The sequence below is a fragment of the Myxococcus sp. XM-1-1-1 genome (assembly GCF_020037095.1).
Lineage (GTDB): Bacteria > Myxococcota > Myxococcia > Myxococcales > Myxococcaceae > Myxococcus > Myxococcus fulvus.
Genome location: NZ_JAIQDH010000025.1, coordinates 23,515 through 42,948, shown reverse-complemented (window position 1 = coordinate 42,948; position 19,434 = coordinate 23,515). Strand labels below are relative to the sequence as shown.

Here is a 19,434-nt window from a genome sequence, read left to right as displayed (position 1 = left end):
CCCAACGCGTGGACGGCGCCTGGCGGTCCACGCCACCCCACAGGACGCACATGCCACAGCAATCCCGCCCCGCCCCAAGGTGGATGGCCCTGGGCTGTCTATTGTCTCTCGCCGCCACGAGCGCACACGCGGACCCCGCCTCGCTCGCGCTGCTGCCACCGCGAGTCGAGAGCACCACCCAGTCCGCCGAGCAGGTCCCGTCGCGAGGCACGTCGGTGCTCGGCGTGACGGCGAGCGACCCACAGGGCTCGCCGCTCACCTTCACGTGGACCTCCACGGAGGGAGCCCTGGCGCCGCCCGTCCACGGCGCCACCACGAGCGAGGTCACCTGGACCGCGCCGGACTGCCTTCCTCCCAGCAGCGCGCCGGTGAAGGTGGCCATCACCAACGGCCACGGCCTCACGTCCGAGGTGGCCTTCACCTTCAACGTCGGCGGTGACCTGTACCTCGACTACCAGAAGCCCTTCGCCGCCTCGCAGTTCAGTCACCTGGACGGCGTCACCCTCTCCGAGAGCGGCTCGCTGCGGCTCGCGCTGTCGCACAGGCCGATGAGCGCGGAGCGCATCATCTTCGAGGAGCCGGTGTTCCTGTCGCTCCAGATGGTGCGCAAGAGCGCCGTCGCCAGCCACACGCTCGGGTGGATGTACCACGACGAGCTCGTGGCGCGCGGGTACGTCGGAGCCAACGACGAGCTACTCGACACCAATGCCAATGGCATCGCCGACCTGCACGAGGACCTCTACAACGTCGCGCCGCACAGCGGTCCCCAGGCGCGGCCCTACATCGGCGTGAATCCCCGGTGCCCGCGGAGTTTCGTCTCGGGGGGCTTCGCGTACAGCGAGCCGGACCTCGCGATGAGGTCCACCTGTCTTTCGACCTTCCGGCGTCAGCCGCTGGCGGATCCCCGTCCGGGACAGGGGAACACCGCGTACACCACGGACATCGTGGGGCAGTGGACCGTCGACGCCCACCCGAACGGCTACTCGGACCGAGGCCGCTTCGCGCGCATCCCCAACCTGCTCGAGCCCGCGCTGCCGGACAACGACTTCAAGGGGCTGGGCCGGCTCGCCGTCCTCCTCACGGACGACGACGAGGACGCGACCACCTACAATCAGATGGGGCCCGTCCAGGACGGCCGGCTGGCCTTGCCGGATGGCATCCCCGACTATGACGTCTCCGCGTACACGGCCCAGGGCCTGCCGAATCCCCAGAACCCCGACCCCGGCATCACGCCGCGCGACCGGAAGATGACCCTGGGCACCATCGACCGTCACCGGGAGATCGTCTTCTTCCTCGTCACCTACTACGAGAGCAAGCACGCGCCCGCCGACACGGGCATCACGTTCCCCTGCTTGAAGAAGTCGCCGGATGGCAGGTGCGCCCTGTTCCTCCAGTCCCCCGTCTCCGTGTTCTTCTCCAAGGCCGCCTGGAACCTGGACATGGACACGCGAGGCACCAGCCCCGCGGCCGAGTTCAACCAGGGCTGCACCTATCGCGACACCTGCGACCGCGTGCACCCCACGACGCCCACCGCGTGCGCCCTGCCGGGCAACGGGCGGCCGATGTGTGGCTGGCTGGATGACCTGGGCATGCACACGCTGCGCAGGCCCGAGTACGGCGCCATGATGCTCCCCTCGGAGCGGCTGGTCGTCCCCGCCGCGTCGAACGGCGCCATGCCGCACCTGGCCCTGGCCTCGACACCCGCGTACCCGCGGCGCTGGTTGATGGGCTGGGAGGACCTCAATGGCGGCGGCGACCGGGACTTCGCCAACGTCGTGTTCCAGTTGCAGGCGGAGCCCACGGGCCTCGCGCGCGCCGCCTCGCTCGGCGCCCTGCCCCAGGACCTGGACCCGCGCTGCTTCGTCTCGCGCGTGAGGGTGGCGAAGTCGGACGCGTTCGGCCCCTACTGCGCCTCCACGAGCGAGGTCTACGCCTCCTACGCCATCTCCCCCGACTGCAGGGTGTGCTCGGCGGGCACCTGCGTGCCCAACCCGACGCCCACCTGGCTGCATGCGCCCCTGGCGACGGGCGTGACGGAGACGGTGATGGATGTCTCGACCTTCCAGGGCCAGAGCCTGTGCTGGCAGGCGTCGCTCGGCACGCGGGACTTCATGTGCCAGCCGGAGGTCTTCAACGTCGACATCGGCTACGAGTTGACGCGCACGCCATGACGGGAGCGTGAAGGAGGGGGCGGGAGTCGTGACGCCTCGCGGGTCCGGCTCCCACCCCCTCTCCCAGGCACCGCCTCGCGTCCGCGATGAACGCAGACGCGTACCATTGCGACGCGCGATGGCGCATCGACGGGGTTGTCCTCCCGAGCCCCCGCGTGCACCGGGACAACCGGGCACGGTGGCTGCAATCGCCGTCGGGATGGACAACCCCACACGCCCCAACATCCTGCTGCTGACGGTGGACCAGCTCATGTTCCCGCGCTTCGCCTATGGCGCGGGGGGAGGATTCCTTCCCGGCATCAAGGACCTCCTGGGGTTCATCGACGAGGGGGGCGAGGACAATCCCTATCGGAAGTTCTTCCCGGGCTTCGCGGCGCTGCGGCGCAACGCGTCCATCTTCCGCAACCACACCATCGCCGCCTCGGCCTGCATCCCCAGTCGCGCCGCCATCTACACGGGCCAGTACGGCACGCGCACGGGCGTCACCCAGACGGACGGCCTCTTCAAGAGCGGCGACGCGGCGGCCTTTCCGTGGCTCGTGCCGGAGGGGATTCCCACCATCGGCCACTGGTTCCAGAAGGCCGGCTATCACACGCACTACTTCGGCAAGTGTCACTTCGCCAATCCGCCCGAGCACTCGCTGAAGCGGCTCGGCTTCGACGACTGGGAGCTGTCCTATCCGGAGCCCCACGGGTCCTCGGTCAACAACCTGGGCACCTTCCGGGACGTGGGCTTCGCGGACCTCGCGTGCACCTTCCTGCGCAGGATGGGCCTGGGGCAGCCCTACAACCGCGCGCTGGCCGAGCAGGCCTATGCGGCGCCCCGCGCCGACGGACCGTCGACGACGCCGCAGCCGTGGTTCGCCGTCGCGTCGTTCACCAACCCGCACGACATCGCGACGTATCCCATCCTCCCCAGGCAGATGGACCCGGACGCGCGTCCCGTGGGCCCCCTGCTCGTGCCCGGTCAGCACAGCCAGTCGGCGACGCCCGTCGCGGGCAGCTGGACGCTCCCGCTCAATCCGATGGGCTTCCCGCAGGAGAACTCGCACCTGCCGCCCAACGTGCATGACTCGCTGGCCAACAAGCCCACCTGTCAGCGCGACTACGCGTACAAGATGGGGCTCGCGCTCGCGGCGAAGACGGGGCTCGCGATGCACCAGGCGAAGGAGTCCATCGACCCCGTCGCCGTCACGCTCAACTCGGGCATCCCCTTCCAGCTCACCGCCGCCCCGGACGAGTCCACGCTGCGCTTCAACCAGTACTACACCTGGCTCATCCACCTGGTGGACGGACACATCGAGCGCGTGCTGCGCACGCTCGATGAATGTGGCCTCGCGAAGAACACCATCGTCGTCTTCCTCTCGGACCACGGTGAGTACGCCGGCTCCCACGGCTACATGATGGAGAAGTGGCACACCGCCTATCAGGAGGCGCTGCACGTGCCGCTCGTGGTGCGGATGCCGCTGGAGAAGGAACGTCCCCAGACGCGTCAGCACGAGGCGCTCACCAGCCACGTGGACGTGCTGCCCACGCTGCTGGGGCTCGCGGGCCTGTCATCGGGAGAGGTCGACGCCATCCGCACGGACCTGCGCCTGCATCACCCCGTGCCGCCGTTCGTCGGCGCGGACCTGAGCCCGCTGGTGCAGGGCACCGCGGACACGGTGACGGAGCAGGACGGGACGGCCCGTCAGGGCGTGCTCTTCATCACGGACGACGAAATCACCGAGCCCCTGCCGCGCACCGGCGACCCGCACCAGATTCACGACGAGGCCATCTACTCGGTGTTCGTGCGCTCGGTGGAGGCGCTTCGCGAAGGCACCACGCGCGCGGGGCATCTGCCGTGGCTCGCGCCGGGGCCGGTGTGCCAGCCCAACCACGTGCGCTGCGTGCGCACGCCGCGCTGGAAGCTGTCGCGGACGTTCGACCCGTCGGGCGAGCACGCGGACCAGTGGGAGCTGTATGACTTGCAGAATGACGCGCTGGAGCTGGAGAACCTGCTCGTCTTCGACGGCCCGTTCCCCACCCTCGTCCCCAAGCTGCCCCCCGGGCTCTCCCCCGGGGAGGTCGAGTCCGCCGCGCGCGAGACGCACGCGCTGCTCCTGAAGTACGAGGCGGAGAAGCTGTCGCCCTGGCCCGCCTCGTAGTCACTCGGACGCGGCGGCGGCGCCCACCGGCTCGAGCTCGGAGTAGACGCCGTCCTCGAGCCGGTGGCGGGTGACCCCCTTCGTCGACTGCTCGGCGCCGGACGCGTCCGCCCGACAGGTCACCGGGCCGGGTCGGATACCGGACGGCCGGGGTGCCGCAGCGACCCGCGGGGCCCGTCGCGCCACATGACACCCCAGGTCGTGGGCGTTAGCGTGGCGCCCGTGATGAGCCGCGCCCTCTCCTTCTGTCTCGTCCTGGCCGCCGCCGCCCTGCCCGTCGGCTGCCGTCACACCCGACATCCCGCGACGCCCACCGTGAGCTCGGTGGCGAGCTCGCTCTTCGCCACGCTGGAGGACGAGGGTGCGCTGGCGAGCGCCTTCGTGCTGGACGCGACGACGGGCGAGCCGTTGTATGCCCACCGCGAGCACGTGCGGCTGCTCCCCGCGTCGACGATGAAGGTCGTCTCCACCGCATCCGTCCTCTCCGCCCTGGGCGCGGACTATCGCTTCCAGACGCCGGTGACGCTGGAGGGCACGCTGACCGACGGGCTGTTCCTCGGCGACCTCGTGGTGGACTCGTCGGGAGACCCGTCCCTGGGCTCGTGGCGCTTCCCCGAGACAGCGCTCGCCTGTGAGCAGGTGGCCGACGCGCTCCAGGCGAAGGGCGTGCGGCAGTGGAAGGGACAGGTGCGCGTGCGCGGCATCGACGACGACGTTCCCTTCGGCCCCGGCTGGGCCTGGGATGATGTCGCGTACGCCTACAGCGCGGCGCCCACGCCCTTCGTCTTCCGCGAGAACGTGGTGGACCTCGCGCTCTCCCGTCCCGAGGGCGCGGACTGCGCGCAGCCGCCCCACGTCCAGCTCACGCCCGCCTTCGCCACGCTCTCCACCGTCGTGCGCGTGGACCCGAACGCGGAGCGCGCCAACCTCTCCTGCACCCGTCAGCGCGGCGCTCCGGGCGTTCGCTGTGTGTGGCGCTCGCCCGTCAACCAGTGTCCGCGCACGGCCAACGTGCGGCTCTCCGTGGACGAGCCCCAGGTGCTCTTCGCCGCGTGTGTCGAGGAGGCTCTGCTCAAGCGAGGCGTGCCGCGCCTGCCCTTCACGCTGGAGGCCCCCGCCCCCTTGCGTCCGCCCGTCCCCGAGCCGCTCGTCACGCTGGCCAGCCCGCCCCTGTCCGAGCTGGTGAAGGTCACCAACAAGGAGTCGCTCAACCTCTATGCGGAGCGGCTGGGCCTGCGCTTCGCCCGTGAGCGCGGCGGCGCGGAGGGCTACGCGAACCTGCGCACCGCGCTGGCCGAGGAGCTCACCCGCCGAGGCATCCCCGCCCGTGATTTGCGCCCCGTCGATGGCAGCGGCCTGTCGCGCTACAACCTGGCCACCGCGCGGGGCTTGGCGCGCGTGCTCTTCACCAGCCTGCGCGAGCCGTATGGCGCGGCGCTGGTGGACAGCCTGCCCGTGGCGGGCGTGGACGGCACGCTCGCCAACCGCCCGGTGACGCCCGTCACCGCAGGCCGCATCCGCGCGAAGACGGGCACCCTGTCCGGACAGAAGTGCTTCGCGGGCGTGGTGGAGCGCCCCGGGGACGCCGAGCACCCGCGCGTCGTCTTCGCGCTGATGCTGGGCAACATGGACGAGGCCACCGCGCTGCCCGCCAACGAGGCGTTCGACCGCTTCGCCGCGGCCCTCGTGGAGCTGCCGCTGCGCGCGCCATAGAAGGCGGGAACGGCCGGTATTCCCGGCGCGCCTGACGCGCCGCGCGCCTGGAGGCAATCCGAGGCAACACCCGGCCCCTCGCGGCATTCCCCTGGCCGGAACCCACCCCAGGAGGTGGGAGGACATGGCAGGCTGCGGCCCGCCAAATCCCCCTTCCGAGGTGTGAACATGAAGCTGAGAACCGCGATGGCCGCGGCGGCGCTGATGCTGCCCCTGGCGTCCCTGGCCGCGGCCAAGGGCCCCTCCAAGCCGCCCGCCACGGAGAAGAAGGACGTCGTCGACACCTACCACGGCACGGAGGTCAAGGACCCGTACCAGTGGCTGGAGGCCACCGACGACGCGAAGGTGAAGCAGTGGAACGACGCGCAGAACGCCCACACGCGCGCCATCCTCGACAAGCTGCCCGGCCGTGAGCCGCTGCGCCAGCGCATCTCCGAGCTGCTCGGGTGGAAGTCCCCGGGCTACGGCGCGCTGACCGAGGCGGGCGGCACGCTCTTCGTCATCAAGTTCCAGCCGCCGCGCCAGCAGCCGTACCTGGCGGTGCTCGGCTCGGTGGAGGACCCGTCCAAGGAGCGCGTGCTCCTGGACCCGATGGTGCTGGACCCCAAGGGCCACACCACCATCGACTTCTTCGAGCCCACGCTGGACGGCAAGAAGCTGGCGGTGTCGCTGTCGAAGAACGGCACCGAGAGCGGCGACGTCTCCGTCTATGACGTGGCCACCGGCAAGCCGCTGCCCAACGAGGTGGTGCCGCGCGTCAACGGCGGCACGGCCGGCGGCGGGCTCGCGTGGAACGCGGACGGGACGGGCTTCTTCTACACGCGCTATCCGCGCGGCGAGGAGCGTCCGGCCGCGGACCGCGACTTCTTCCAGCAGGTCTACTTCCACAAGCTGGGCACGCCCACCGAGCAGGACACGTACGCGCTGGGCAAGGACTTCCCGCGCATCGCCATGACGGAGCTGGAGACGTCTCCGGACGGCAAGCACATCGCGGCCATGGTCGCCAACGGCGACGGCGGCGAGTACATGCTCTACCTGCACGGCCCCGACGGGAAGTGGGCGCAGGTGACGAAGTTCGCGGACAAGGTCATCCGCAGCCGCTTCGGCCACGACGGTGCCCTCTACCTGCTCAGCCGCCAGGACGCGCCGCGCGGCAAGGTGCTGCGCCTGCCCCTGGCCACGCCGACGCTGGACAAGGCCACGGTGCTGGTGCCCGAGGGCGAGGCCAGCATCCAGGGCTTCTTCCCCGCGAAGACGCGCCTGTACATCAACGAGCAGCTGGGTGGCCCGTCGCAGGTCCGCATCGTGGACCTGAAGGGCAAGGACCTGGGCCTGGTGCCCACGCCGCCCGTGTCCTCCACCGGCGGCCTGGTGAGCGCGGGCGGTGACGACGTGTACTTCAGCAACGTCAGCTTCGTGCAGCCGCAGGCCTGGTACCGCTTCTCCGCCAAGGACGGCCAGGTGACGAAGACGGCGCTGGCGCGCACGGCGCCGCTGGACATGAGCGACGTGGAGGTGGTGCGCACCGAGGCCACGTCCAAGGACGGCACCAAGGTTCCGCTCTCCATCCTGAAGAAGAAGGGCACGAAGCTGGACGGGAAGAACCCGACGCTGCTCACCGGCTACGGCGGCTTCAACATCTCCATCTCCCCGGGCTTCAACGCGCTGGCGGGCCTGTGGCTGGAGCAGGGCGGCGTCTACGCGGTGGCCAACCTGCGCGGCGGCTCGGAGTTCGGCGAGAAGTGGCACGCCGAGGGCTCGCTGACGAAGAAGCAGAACGTGTTCGACGACTTCCACGCGTGCGCGAAGCTGCTGGTGGACCAGAAGTACACGCAGCCCAGGAAGCTGGCCATCCAGGGAGGCAGCAACGGCGGGCTGCTCATGGGCGCCGTCGTCACGCAGCACCCGGAGGCGTACGGCGCCGTGGTGGCCCGCGTGGGCCTCTACGACATGCTCCGCTCGGAGCGCACGTCCAACGGCCAGTTCAACGTCACCGAGTACGGCTCGGTGAAGGACCCCGAGCAGTTCAAGGCGCTCTTGGCCTACTCGCCCGTGCACAACGTGAAGGACGGCGCGAAGTACCCGTCCGTGCTCTTCACCTCCGGCGCCAATGACCCGCGCGTGGACCCGTTCCACTCGCGCAAGATGGTGGCGCGGATGCAGGCGGCCACGTCGACGAAGAACCCCATCCTCCTGCGCGCCGACGCGGAGACGGGCCACGGCGCCGGCACGCCGCTCAACGCGCGCATCGAGGAGGAGGTGGACGCGTACTCGTTCATCTTCAGCCAGCTGGGCGTGAAGTACCTGCCGCCCGCGAAGAAGGTGGCCGCGCCGAAGCCGCAGTAGTCACAGCGTCGTCGTGCACAGGGCCCGCCGCGGGTCCGGGACTGTTCTTCCGGACACGTGCGCGGGCCTCGACATGTCCGGGGTGCACTGTCGCCTGGAGTGGCCACGGGCACGCGTGCCACCATGCGCGGCATGTCCCCCACCCCGCTCGACGCCCTCACCACGCCCGCCGCCCTCGTGGACCTGGACCGCGTGGAAGCCAACCTGCGCCGCGTGGCGGACTACACGCGCCAGCACAAGCTCCACTGGCGGCCGCACACGAAGACCCACAAGACGGCGGAGCTCACGCGGCTGCAGCTCGCCTCGGGGGCCGTGGGCGCCACGGTGGCCACCGTGCGCGAGGCCGAGGTCATGGCCACCGTCGCGGACGACGTGCTGCTCGCCTACCCACCCGTGGGCCCGGCGCGACTGTCGCGGCTGATGGCCCTGCCCTCGCGCACGCGCCTCACCGTGGCGCTCGACTCCGCCGAGGCGCTCGATGGGCTCGGCCGCGCGGCGCGAGAGGCCGGGCGCTCCGTGGGCGTGCTGGTGGAGCTGGACTTGGGAATGCGGCGGGTGGGCGTACAGACGCCGGCGGACGCGGTGGCGCTGGCGCGCGCGGTGGCGGAGACGAAGTCCGTGGCGTATCGCGGCGTCATCTTCTATCCGGGCCAGGTGCGCGCACCGGTGGAGCAGCAGGACGCGGCGCTCGCGGACCAGCGCGCGCGACTGGGCGCCTTCCTGGACGCGCTCTGGGCCGAGGGGCTCGAGCCCGAGGTGGTGAGCGGCGGCTCGACGCCCATGCTGTGGCGCTCGCACGAGGTGCCGGGCCTGACGGAGATACGCCCCGGAATCAACGTGCTCAATGACCGCAACACGGCCTCGCTGGGCGCGTGCGCCTGGAGCGACTGCGCCTTCTCGGTGCTCGCCACCGTGGTGAGCACCGCCGTGCCCGGCCAGGTGGTGCTCGACGCGGGCTCCAAGGCCCTGGCCAAGGAGGAGGGCCTCGCGCCCTCGGGCGGCTACGGTGCGCTGCTGGACAGGCCGGAGCTGGTGGTGCGCAGCGTCTCCGAGGAGCACGGCCTGCTCGACGTCTCGTCCACGTCGTGGCGGCCGCGCGTGGGCGAGCGCGTGCGCGTGGTGCCCAACCACGTCTGCGCCGCCGTCAACCTGCACGAGCGGCTGCACGTCCTCAGCAAGGACACCGTGATGGAGACCTGGGAGGTCGCGGCGCGCGGCTGGTGAATCAGCCCGGCACGCGCACGACGTCCAGCCGCTCCAGCTCCCGCGTCAGCAGCGTCTCCAGCTCGCGGATGTTCCGGTAGACGATGCAGCGGTACGACGCGACGTCGAAGCGCAGCTCGCGCACGTCGCGCACCAGCAGCAGCGTGGGCCGCCCCTTGCCCCACGCGTAGCCGACCTCCAGGTACACGTTGGGGTTGGCCAGCGACAGGTCCGCGATGACGACCTTCGCCGTGTCGATGCGCTCCTTGATGCGCTGGATGATGGGCCCGTCGAACACGTCCTGGTCCACGCGCTCGCACAGCATGCCCGCGGCCTTCACCGGCCCCTGGATGCCGTAGTGGAACGTGTCCTCCAGCTCCGGCGTGAAGGGCATCGCCACGAAGGCGTGGGGCTTCGCGCTGGACACCGTGCCCGCGCTCGCCATGGAAGGCGCCTGCACGAAGCCGCGCTCGCGGCGCACGCGGAAACCACCGCCGGGCAGGGGCTCCACGCCGGGCGTGCCCCCCAGCCCGCGCTCCAGCGCCCTGCGCAGCCGCAGCGCGCGCCGCTCGTCCACCTCCACCACCGTGAAGCGCTCCAGCTCCTTGGGCCCCGAGCCCCGCTGGAACGCCTCGATGAGCCCGCCCACGAAGGCGAGCACCGCCTCGTCCTCGTCCAGCCCGTAGTTGGGCCCGTGCACCGTGCTCGCCACGTGCTTGAGCCCGGGCCTGGACTCCATCGCCTTGAGCGCGCGCAGCGCGAACTGGCGGATCTCGTGGTAGCCGAACTCGCCCAGCCGCACCGTGCCCACGAAGAGCGCCAACGGTGAGCCCAGCGCGCCGTGCGTCTCCACGAAGCGGTGCTCCCCGGGCAGCACCGACACCTGCGTCGGTGGCACCCCCACCACCTCCAGCAGACGCACCGCCTTCCCGGCCGCGCCGTACAGCTTCTGTGCAAACTTGAACAAGACGACGTCGGCGGTCGCCTCGGTGACGTCCCCCACTTCCAGCACCACGTCGAGAGCCGCGCTCATCCCTCGGACTGTAGGGCTCCGGACGGGTTGGCCCAAGGTCCGACCCAACGGTCCATTCGCGAACGGGGCCCCCCAGACCCCCTTGGCTCTAAGACTCTGGGTATGTCCAATCTGAAGAACTCCATTCGCATTGTGATATGGAGCCCTGCACACCCCGGAACACCCGGGGAACCCCACATCCCCTGGGGGGGCCTTCCCGACCTCGAAGCTTCCGGCTCGGGAAAAGTGAAGGAGAGACAGATGGCGAGCATCGGTATCGTCGGCGCCGGCACTGCCGGTCTGCACCTGGGTCTGAAGCTTCTCTCGCAGGGCATCCCGGTCAGCATCTACGCGGAGCAGGAGCCGGACGCGCTGCGCTCGGGTCGCCTGATGAACACGGTGACGCACCACGCGCCCACGCGGACGCGCGAGCGGGAGCTGTGGGTGGACTTCTGGGGCGCGCCGGAGCTGGCGATGAACCGCTGCGCCATCCACGTCCACGGGCCGGAGCTCATCAGCCTGAGGGGACGGGTGGGCGAGCCCAGCCTGTGCGTGGACTACCGGCTGTACCAGCCGCGCCTGGCCGAGGCCTTCGTGGAGCGCGGGGGCCACCTGGAGGTCCGCCCGGTGGACGCCAGGGAGCTGGAGGCGCTGTCGCGCCGTCACACGCTGATGGTGGTGGCCACCGGCCGCAACGGCCTCAACGCGCTGTTCCCGCGCGTGCCGGAGCTGTCCCCGCACACCAAGCCTCCGCGGGTGTTGTTCGCGGCCATCCTCAAGGGCCTGCGCATGCCGGAGCCGCTCGGCATGCACGTCAACCTGGTGCCCGGCCAGGGCGAGGTCTTCGAGTCGCAGATGATCACCCGCCAGGGCCGCGTGCCCAGCACGCTCATCGAGGCGCTCCCCGGCACGGAGCTGGCGGCGCTGATCTCCCGCAAGCGGGACGACGACCCGGCCGCGTTCGACGCGGGCCTGCTGGACATCTTCCGCCGCTTCGCGCCCGCGACGTACGAGCGCATCGACCCGACGGAGTTCGGCGTGCGCGGTCCGCTGGACTTCCTGCAGGGCGGCTTCGCGCCGACGGTGCGCCGCGCGTGGGCCGAGCTGGGCGAGGGGCGCTATGCGATGGCGGTGGGCGACACGCACGTGACGAACGACCCCATCGCGGGCCAGGGCGCCAACGCGGCGTCCGCGTCCGCCTTCACGCTGGCGGTGGCCATCCACGACACGCTGTTGTCGGAGCGCCCCTTCGACGAGACGTTCTGCCGCGACACCGAGGCCCGGATGTGGGCCGCCGTGGCGCCGGCCACCACGTGGACCAACGCGCTGCTCGAGCCGCCTCCCGCGCACGTCATCGACCTGCTGGTGGCGGGCAGCCGCGACAGCCGGGTGGCGGACGCCATCGTCAGCGCGTTCATGATTCCCGAGCGCATCCTGGGCGCGTGCGCCTCTCCCGAGGCCACCGCGGAGTTCGTGATGAACGCGAGCCGCCCGAGCGCGGAGGTGCTGGCGGCCACGGGCGTGCTGGGCTGGGACACCGGCACGCGCATCCGGCCGCTCGCGGGCTGACCGGCGCCCAGAAAGCGTCGTGGCGCGGGCGCGAGCCTTCGCTATCCTCCCGGACCATGCGATTCGCCATCGTCGGTTCGGGAGGAGTGGGCGGCTACTACGGCGCGCGGTTGGTTCGCGCGGGTCATGAGGTGGGCTTCCTCGCCAGGGGTGCGCACCTGGCCGCCCTGCGGAAGAAGGGCCTCACCATCCTCAGCCCGGAGGGCGACTTCACCGTCCCCGTGCGCGCCGAGGAGGACGCCGCCCTGCTGGGCCCCGTGGACGTCGTCATCCTGGGCGTGAAGAACTACGACGTCGCCAGCGTGCTTCCCCAGGTGAAGACGCTGCTGGCCGCGTCCAGGGAGCCCGCGCTGGGCGGCGCCACCGCGGGGGTCGTCACGCTGCAGAACGGCGTGGACAGTCCGTCCGAGGTCGCCGCGGCCGTGGGCGAGGCGGCGGTCATCGGCGGCACCACGTACATCTCCACCGCCATCAGCGAGCCGGGCGTCATCAAGCAGACGGGCACGCAGCACCGCATCGTGCTGGGCGAGGCCTTCGGTGACACCTCGCGCGTCTCGCGGCGGGTGCAGGTCGTGCGGGACGTGCTCGCGCAGGCGGGGCTCAACGCGGAGGCGGTGGCGGACGTCCGCGCTCCGCTGTGGGAGAAGCTCGCCTTCCTGGCCCCCATGGCGGGCTTCTGCACCGCCGCGAGGACCCCGGTGGGGCCGCTGCGGGAAGGCCCCTTCTTCCGGGAGACGTTCCGGGAGGCCGCGGCCGAGGTGCTCCGGGTCGCCGCCGCCGAGGGTGTCACCACCACCACGCGGGCGGACGACGTGATGAACTACATGGACGGCGTCCCCGCGGAGGTGCGCCCCTCGATGATGGTGGACTTCGACGCGGGCAAGCCGCTGGAGGTCGAGTACCTCCAGGGCACGGTGGCGCGGCGCGGCCACGCGCTCGGCGTCCCCACGCCCGTGATGAGCACGCTGTACTCCGTGCTGCTGCCGCACGCGAAGGGCGCGCGCCAGAAGTGACGTCCCGGCAGCCCCCCGGGCGAGCAGGCGCGCGGTCCGGTCCGGATGCAATGATTCGCCCTTTCGCGCATAGAGGAGAGCGATGAGCGAGCCGAACCCCCGTCTACCGCCCGGTGCCCCGTCGTCCGCCCCCCTGGGGCGCGTGGCGCTCCACGCCGTCGCCGCGGGGCTCACGCCCCTCATCCCGGTGCCGTTCCTGGATGACTACGCGCTCTACCAGGTGCGCGAGCAGCTGGTGCGCTCGCTCCTGGAGGAGCGCGGCCTGCGCGCCTCGACCCAGGCGGTGGAGGCGCTGGCGGGCTCCAGCCTGGGGAGGACCTTGGGCGGACGGCTGGCCAGCTACCTCAAGGGGTTGATGCTGCTGCCGGTGAAGAAGGTGTTCCGCAAGGTCTTCTTCGTGTTGTGGGTGAAGGACTGCGTGGACGTGGCCTCGGTGTCCCTGCACCACGGCTACCTGCTGCACCACGCGCTGGAGCGAGGCGACCTGGACGCGCTGAGCCTGCAGGGCGACAAGCCCGCGGCGGTGCACGCGGCCATCGTCGCGGCCTGCGCGGAGGTGGACGCCCGGCCCATCAACCAGGCCCTGCGCCGGCTCTTCGCGAGCAGCCGCGTGCTGATGGCCGAGGCCACGCGCGTGTTCCGGAACCCGGGCAACGTCGGTCCCCGCACGCCGGAGCCCGGCGAGGGCACCGAGGTGAAGTCGCTGTCGGAGCGCCTGCTCGCCCTCCTCTGGGAGGAGCGCGGCTACTTCACGACGCTGGAGGCGCACTACGCGCGCCACCTGACGACGCCCGCCCCACCCCCGGAGATGAAGGCCGCCTCAGGGGCTTGAGGTCGTCGCGCGGGCCGCGCCCTCGCGGATGCGCTGCGAGAAGTCGGCCTGCCCCGCGGCCTCCAGGGCACGCGCGTTGATGAGGTGCCGGGCGCGCACGTCCGCCAGGGGCGCGTCGCGGTCGATGAGGTCCAGCTCGTACGCGAGCTCGTCGGAGAAGGCCGGCAGGAGCGTGCGGTGGTCGTACGGCACCTTCAGCGCGCTCACCTTCTCGAAGTGACGCACCAGGTTGGTGGTGCAGTTGTTGTAGACGGAGTTGTAGAACTCCGGGTGCTCGTGCAGCGCGTTCATCCGCGCCACCATGTCCAGGAAGAAGTCGGAGATGCGCTCCTTCGACGCGTTCACCGGGTAGAGATACACGTCGTCGCGGCGGTGGTTTGCGCGCAGCTGGACCAAGTCCCGTTCGTCACCCACCACGTAGACCAGCTCGAACTGGCGGAACAGCCCGCCCACGGCGGAGAACGTCTCGCCCTTCTCGCGGCGCACCTCCACGGAGAAGACGACGTAGCGCCCGTCCGAGAAGCCGAAGCTCACCATGGTGTGCGCGGCGCCGTAGAAGCCGGAGAACGGCTCGACGATGAACCAGGCCCCCGTCAGCTCCTTCGCGTCGTAGGTGGCCGTGTACCAGGAGGCATCCCAGTCCGTCGTGCTGCGGTAGCGGAAGTCGCGCACGTCGTGAATCGTCACGCGCGAGCCTTCCACATCGGCCCGGGCCATCCGCGCCAGGTCCGGCGCCCATTCCCGCTGGTTGGACGGCGCGTGGGAGAAGGCCCAGAAGTGCAGGCCCGCGCCCGCCGCCACCACCACGCCCACCGCGCCCAGCTTCGAGCCCTTCTTCCAGACGAAGACGGCCAGCCCCGCCACCAGCAGCGCGCCCAGGGCCCGCACCCAGTGCGGCCCCTCCGGCCCCGCTCCCGTCAGCGCGAGCGCGAGCGCGGCCCAGCCGGTGCCGCCCAGGACGATGAGCCCGGTGATGACATTGGAAGCCCCCGAGGAGAATCGCATGTCCCCAGTATTCCTTGCCCCGCCGTCCACCGCCACCCCGCCCGTCGGGCCCGCCCGGTTCTCCGGAGAAGCCGCCTGCCCCCGGGTATCACTTCGCGCGGCGATGACATATGAGAGCCGGGAGGGCTCGGTTATCAGAGCCCTCCGGGTCTCCTGGAGCCGTCGTGTCATTGCTCGCCCTGCTCTTCAAGAAGTCGAAGCTGCCCATCATCCTCGCCGCGTTGCTGGGCATCCTCACGGGAGCCTGTAGCGCGGCGCTCGTCGCGGCGATGAATCAGGCCCTGACGTCCCGGACGGTGGCGGACGCGATGCCGCTGATGCCCGTCTTCGTGGGGCTGGCGGTGGCCGTGCTGGTGCTGCGAATCATCTCCCAGCTCCAGCTGGCTTCCATGCAGCAGGAGGCGCTGCTGGACCTGCGGCTGTCGCTGTGTCGACGCATCCTCGAGGCGCCCCTGCGCAAGCTGGAGGAGGCCGGGCCGCACAAGCTGCTCGCCGCGCTGACCGAGGACATCAGCGTCATCAACAGCACCATCGCCGTCATCCCCGGGGTCATCATCTGTCTGGCGACGCTGGTCGGCTGTCTCGTGTATCTGGCGTGGCTGTCCGGTCCCCTCCTGGGGCTCATCCTGGGCGTCATCGCGGTGGTGATGGCGAGCGTGGCGCTGCCCAACCGCTATGCCTACGCGCAGTTCTTCAAGCGGCGTGAAACCCATGACGCGATGTACAGCGGCTTTCGCACGCTCATCGACGGCTCGAAGGAGCTGCAGCTCCACCACGCGCGCAGCGAGGACTTCTTCAACCGGGACTTGAAGCCGACGGCGGAGGAGGTCTCACGCATCTCCCTGACGACGAGCAAGCTCTTCATCATCACCGGCAGCTGGGGCGGCTTCATGGTGATGGCCGTCATCGGCTTCATCCTCTTCGGCGTGCCGCGCTTCCAGGACGTGGAGATGTCCACGCTGGCGGCGTACGCGCTGGTGGTGCTGTACCTGCAGCAGCCGCTCGACGGGCTGATGAACCAGTGGCCCAACCTGTCGCGCAGCCACGTGGCGATGAAGAAGCTGGAGAAGCTGGGCCTGTCGCTGGAGGACCCGGAGCCCTCCGCGTCCGACGACGGCATGCCGCGCGACTTCCAGCGCATCGAGCTGGTCGGCCTCGGCCACACCTACCGGCGGGAGCTGGACGGCGCCAGCTTCACGCTGGGCCCCATCGACGCGACGCTGCGGCGCGGGGAGCTGGTGTTCCTGGTGGGTGGCAACGGCAGCGGCAAGACGACGCTGGCCAAGCTGTTCACGGGCCTCTACGCCCCCGAGCAGGGCGAGCTGCGCGTGGACGGCGTCCCCGTCACCGCCGCCACCCGGCGCGCCTACCGTCAGCTGTTCTCCGCCGTCTTCTTCGACTTCCACCTCTTCGAGCGGATGCTCGGCCTGGACCACCCTGGCATGGAGGACAAGGCCCGCCAGTACCTCACCCGCCTGCAGCTCGAGAAGAAGGTCCGGGTGGAGGACGGCAAGCTGTCCACCGTGGCGCTGTCCCAGGGGCAGCGCAAGCGCCTGGCCCTGCTCACCTCGTTCCTGGAGGACCGCCCCATCTACGTCTTCGACGAGTGGGCCGCGGACCAGGACCCGGTGTTCCGCGAGCTCTTCTACCGCGAGATGCTCCCGGCGCTCAGGGACCAGGGCAAGCTCGTCTTCGTCATCAGCCACGATGACCGCTACTTCCACCTGGCGGACCGGGTGCTCAAGCTCGAGGCCGGGCAGCTCGTGCCCTCCTCCACGCCCCTGGTGGCGGCCGTGCCCGCATGAAGACAGGGTGATACAGACTCCGACACATCACTCGGATACCTGAGTGTCACGCTTTCAGTGGCAATCCGTGATAATGGTTTTTGTAACGGAGTGACCGCCTGGCACGTGCACCGGACTGAGCGCGGTTCACTCAGGTCCCCTGAATCGAGGTTCTGCGAGTGGTGCTCACGAACGTGGAGCATGCGGAGCTGTATGTGGGCGACGCGGTCCTCTCCGCCTACTACTTCTGCCATGCGCTGGGCTTCCGGATGGTGGCGAGCGGCGGGCCGGAGTCGGGGCTCGCGGGACAGCGCTCCTTCGTGTTGGAGCAAGGCGCAGCCCGGCTCGTCGTCACCTCGGCGCTGGGTGCCGAAGGTGAGGTCGCGGAGTATGTCCGTGCACACGGTGACAGCGTGCGGGACATCGCGCTGGGCACGCCCGACGTCGTCGCCGCGTTCGACCAGGCGGTGCGCCGGGGCGCGCGTCCGGTGGCACGGCCCGCGGTCTTCGAGGCGGCAGGCCAGCGCGTGGTGAAGGCCACGCTCGCCGGGCCCGGAGGCTGGGTGCACTCACTCATCCAGCGGGACACGCCCGGGGGCGCGTTCCTTCCGGGCGTCTACCTGCCCGTGGACACGGGGCCGTCCGGAGGCGCGTCACTGTTTCGCGACGTGGACCACCTCGCCTTCGCGCTGCGGGCGGGCACGCTGCTGGACACGGTGGCCTTCTACGTGGACGTGCTCGGCTTCGAAGAGACCCACCAGGAGGACGTGCGCACCGAGTACAGCGGCATGAGCTCGCGCGTGGTGCAGGCGGCGGGCGGACGCATCTGCTTCCCGCTGCAGGAGCCCGTCTCCGGCACGCGTCGGGGACAGCTGGAGGACTTCGTGGACGCCCACGGTGGCGCGGGGGTGCAGCACCTGGCCTTCCTGGCGGACGACATCGTCCGCGCGGTGGACTCGCTGGGGCAGCGCGGCGTGGGCCTGCTCGACGCGCCTCGGGGCTACTACGAGGCGCTGGAGGCGCGGCTCGGCTCGCTGGGGCCTTTCCCCCGTGAGCAGCTCCAGTCGCGCAACATCCTGATGGACCGCGATGCGTGGGGGGTGCTGCTCCAGGTCTTCACCCGCTCGCAGCACGCGCGGCGCACGCTGTTCTTCGAGGTCATCCAGCGCCACCAGGCGCGCGGCTTCGGCGGCGCCAACATCCAGGCGCTCTACGCCGCCAAGGAGCAGGACGCCACGCGCGCCGTGGGTTGAGCCGCGCGCGGCGTTGCTTCGAGGCGCTTCAGCCGCGCCGCTCCGGACGCATGGGCATGCCGCCCTTGGGCAACAGGGCGATGCCCGGGTAGATGTCCACGCGCCGGCCAGGGATGGCGTGGAAGCGGTAGCGCTGGGAGACCATGGCCAGCACCAGCGCGCCAAACATCAGCGCCAGGTTGTTGCCGATGCAGATGTGCTGGCCCGCGCCGAACGGCAGGTAGGCGAACTTGTGCCGCGCGGCCTTCTGCTCCGGCGTGAAGCGCTCCGGGTCGAACACGTCCGGACGCGGCCAGAACTCCGGATGCCGGTGGAAGACGTAGGGCACGGCGAGCACGGACGCGCCCGGCTCCACGGTGTAACCCCCCAGCGTGTCCGCGTCCTTCGCCGTGCGAAGCAGCCGCCACGCGGGGGGATACAGGCGGAGGGTCTCCTCGAACACCTGCGTCGCGTAGCGGAGCCGGGGCAGGTCCTCGAGCGTCGGGGCGCGGCCACCGAGCACCGCGGCGCACTCCGACGCGAGGCGTGCCTCGATGTCCGGGTGCCGCGACAGGAGGTGCCAGGCCCAGGAGAGCGCCACACCCGGCCCCTCGTGGCCGGAGAACAGGTTCATGAACTCGTCACGCAGCTCCTTGTCCGTCATCGACTCGCCGGTGTCGCGGTCCTTCGCCGCCACCAGCATCGCCATGATGTCGTCCTGGGGGCCGCCGGCCTTGCGCTGGGCGATGACCTCCTTCGCCTTGACGTTGAGCATCCGGAGGGTGCCGAAGAAGTCCGCCCACTTCTTCTTGTAGATGGGCAGCCGCTCCAGCCGCAGCAGCCGCGACATGAACGTCCCCCGGTCGTTCATGATCCACATCATCCGCCCGACGGCCGCCGCCGCCGCCGCGTCCGGCTCCTCCGAGTACAGCGCGCGCGTGGTCATCCGCAGCGACAGGCTCCCCATCTCCGCGGCCATGTCGAACGGCCGCGCGGTGGCGTCCGCCTCCCACGCGGTGAGCGTCCGCTGGACCAGGTCCACCATGCCCGCCAGCAGGCCCGCCAGGCGGTCCCGGTGGAACGAGGGCTGGACGAGCCGGCGCTGGCGCCGCCAGTAGTTCCCCTCGCTCACGAACAGCCCGTTGCCCAGGAAGGGGTCCTCGGACAGCTCCTGCTTCGAGTAGTTGGGCGCGTTCTCGGTGAGGAAGTACCGGATCTGATCCGGATGACTCACCATGTAGGTCGCCGAGGCGCCCGTGTCGAAGCGGACCACGTCCCCATACTTGCGGAAACCCTGGGTGAAGTAACCCAGCGGGTCGTGCTCCTGACGCAGGACATTGAGCCAGACGGGAAGACCCCGGGGGCCGGGGGCGGACGAAGGTGCTTGAGGCGATGCCATGAGGTCTCG

Annotated in this window: 14 protein-coding genes; 10 read left to right on the top strand and 4 right to left on the bottom strand. The window is 70.7% G+C overall.

What is annotated here, in order from left to right; genetic code table 11:
- Window positions 1-50 precede the first annotated feature (50 nt).
- Both K8640_RS34985 and K8640_RS34980 read left to right on the top strand, forming a co-directional pair.
- Complete coding sequence (locus K8640_RS34985) at window positions 51-2,171, top strand: DUF4114 domain-containing protein (protein ID WP_223751044.1); 2,121 nt, start codon at window positions 51-53, stop codon at window positions 2,169-2,171.
- A gap of 199 nt (window positions 2,172-2,370) precedes the next feature.
- Window positions 2,371-4,317 carry a sulfatase-like hydrolase/transferase gene (locus K8640_RS34980; protein WP_223751043.1) on the top strand — a complete coding sequence of 649 codons (1,947 nt, stop codon included), beginning with the start codon at window positions 2,371-2,373 and terminating at the stop codon, window positions 4,315-4,317.
- Here the strand turns inward: K8640_RS34980 and K8640_RS42705 are convergent, their stop codons facing one another.
- Complete coding sequence (locus K8640_RS42705) at window positions 4,318-4,440, bottom strand: hypothetical protein (protein WP_255653719.1); 123 nt, start codon at window positions 4,438-4,440, stop codon at window positions 4,318-4,320.
- 102 nt (window positions 4,441-4,542) lie between these two features.
- Here K8640_RS42705 and dacB point away from each other — a divergent pair, with 102 nt between their 5' ends.
- The 3 genes from dacB to K8640_RS34965 all read left to right on the top strand — a co-directional run bounded on the left by dacB (window position 4,543) and on the right by K8640_RS34965 (window position 9,600).
- Window positions 4,543-6,030, top strand: coding sequence for a D-alanyl-D-alanine carboxypeptidase/D-alanyl-D-alanine-endopeptidase (gene dacB, locus K8640_RS34975; RefSeq protein ID WP_223751042.1), 1,488 nt, complete (start codon window positions 4,543-4,545; stop codon window positions 6,028-6,030).
- Between the two features lie 168 nt (window positions 6,031-6,198).
- A complete protein-coding gene (locus tag K8640_RS34970; protein ID WP_141322867.1) occupies window positions 6,199-8,376 on the top strand; it encodes a prolyl oligopeptidase family protein in 2,178 nt (725 codons plus the stop codon).
- 123 nt (window positions 8,377-8,499) lie between these two features.
- A complete protein-coding gene (locus K8640_RS34965) occupies window positions 8,500-9,600 on the top strand; it encodes a D-TA family PLP-dependent enzyme (RefSeq protein WP_223751041.1) in 1,101 nt (366 codons plus the stop codon).
- A gap of 1 nt (window position 9,601) precedes the next feature.
- Here K8640_RS34965 and K8640_RS34960 read toward each other — a convergent pair whose 3' ends face one another.
- Window positions 9,602-10,612 carry a nucleoside 2-deoxyribosyltransferase gene (locus tag K8640_RS34960; RefSeq protein WP_223751040.1) on the bottom strand — a complete coding sequence of 337 codons (1,011 nt, stop codon included), beginning with the start codon at window positions 10,610-10,612 and terminating at the stop codon, window positions 9,602-9,604.
- A gap of 240 nt (window positions 10,613-10,852) precedes the next feature.
- Here K8640_RS34960 and K8640_RS34955 point away from each other — a divergent pair, with 240 nt between their 5' ends.
- The 3 genes from K8640_RS34955 to K8640_RS34945 all read left to right on the top strand — a co-directional run bounded on the left by K8640_RS34955 (window position 10,853) and on the right by K8640_RS34945 (window position 14,005).
- The gene (locus K8640_RS34955) at window positions 10,853-12,160 is read left to right on the top strand and encodes a styrene monooxygenase/indole monooxygenase family protein (RefSeq protein ID WP_223751039.1); all 1,308 of its coding nucleotides are present in this window, start codon (window positions 10,853-10,855) and stop codon (window positions 12,158-12,160) included.
- Window positions 12,161-12,216: 56 nt separating this feature from the next.
- Complete coding sequence (locus K8640_RS34950) at window positions 12,217-13,173, top strand: ketopantoate reductase family protein (RefSeq protein ID WP_223751038.1); 957 nt, start codon at window positions 12,217-12,219, stop codon at window positions 13,171-13,173.
- Between the two features lie 82 nt (window positions 13,174-13,255).
- Window positions 13,256-14,005: a hypothetical protein gene (locus K8640_RS34945; RefSeq protein ID WP_223751037.1), complete on the top strand. Its 750-nt coding sequence runs from the start codon at window positions 13,256-13,258 to the stop codon at window positions 14,003-14,005.
- Here K8640_RS34945 and K8640_RS34940 read toward each other — a convergent pair.
- Window positions 13,994-15,010, bottom strand: a complete 1,017-nt coding sequence (locus tag K8640_RS34940) for a DUF4105 domain-containing protein (protein WP_223751036.1) — start codon at window positions 15,008-15,010, stop codon at window positions 13,994-13,996. The genes K8640_RS34945 and K8640_RS34940 overlap by 12 nt on opposite strands.
- Before the next feature lie 164 nt (window positions 15,011-15,174).
- Here K8640_RS34940 and K8640_RS34935 point away from each other — a divergent pair, with 164 nt between their 5' ends.
- Window positions 15,175-16,815, top strand: coding sequence for a cyclic peptide export ABC transporter (locus K8640_RS34935; RefSeq protein ID WP_141322873.1), 1,641 nt, complete (start codon window positions 15,175-15,177; stop codon window positions 16,813-16,815).
- 158 nt (window positions 16,816-16,973) lie between these two features.
- Window positions 16,974-18,047: a 4-hydroxyphenylpyruvate dioxygenase gene (gene hppD / locus K8640_RS34930; RefSeq protein ID WP_223751034.1), complete on the top strand. Its 1,074-nt coding sequence runs from the start codon at window positions 16,974-16,976 to the stop codon at window positions 18,045-18,047.
- A 28-nt stretch (window positions 18,048-18,075) separates the two neighbouring features.
- Here the strand turns inward: hppD and K8640_RS34925 are convergent, their stop codons facing one another.
- Window positions 18,076-19,425 carry a cytochrome P450 gene (locus K8640_RS34925; protein ID WP_223751033.1) on the bottom strand — a complete coding sequence of 450 codons (1,350 nt, stop codon included), beginning with the start codon at window positions 19,423-19,425 and terminating at the stop codon, window positions 18,076-18,078.
- Window positions 19,426-19,434 lie beyond the last annotated feature (9 nt).

Coding starts and splice junctions, on each gene's coding strand:
- K8640_RS34985 (WP_223751044.1), top strand. CDS start 51: ATGCCACAGCAATCCCGCCCCGCCCCAAGGTGGATGGCCCTGGGCTGT.
- K8640_RS34980 (WP_223751043.1), top strand. CDS start 2,371: ATGGACAACCCCACACGCCCCAACATCCTGCTGCTGACGGTGGACCAG.
- dacB (WP_223751042.1), top strand. CDS start 4,543: ATGAGCCGCGCCCTCTCCTTCTGTCTCGTCCTGGCCGCCGCCGCCCTG.
- K8640_RS34970 (WP_141322867.1), top strand. CDS start 6,199: ATGAAGCTGAGAACCGCGATGGCCGCGGCGGCGCTGATGCTGCCCCTG.
- K8640_RS34965 (WP_223751041.1), top strand. CDS start 8,500: ATGCGCGGCATGTCCCCCACCCCGCTCGACGCCCTCACCACGCCCGCC.
- K8640_RS34960 (WP_223751040.1), bottom strand. CDS start 10,612: ATGAGCGCGGCTCTCGACGTGGTGCTGGAAGTGGGGGACGTCACCGAG.
- K8640_RS34955 (WP_223751039.1), top strand. CDS start 10,853: ATGGCGAGCATCGGTATCGTCGGCGCCGGCACTGCCGGTCTGCACCTG.
- K8640_RS34950 (WP_223751038.1), top strand. CDS start 12,217: ATGCGATTCGCCATCGTCGGTTCGGGAGGAGTGGGCGGCTACTACGGC.
- K8640_RS34945 (WP_223751037.1), top strand. CDS start 13,256: ATGAGCGAGCCGAACCCCCGTCTACCGCCCGGTGCCCCGTCGTCCGCC.
- K8640_RS34940 (WP_223751036.1), bottom strand. CDS start 15,010: ATGCGATTCTCCTCGGGGGCTTCCAATGTCATCACCGGGCTCATCGTC.
- K8640_RS34925 (WP_223751033.1), bottom strand. CDS start 19,425: ATGGCATCGCCTCAAGCACCTTCGTCCGCCCCCGGCCCCCGGGGTCTT.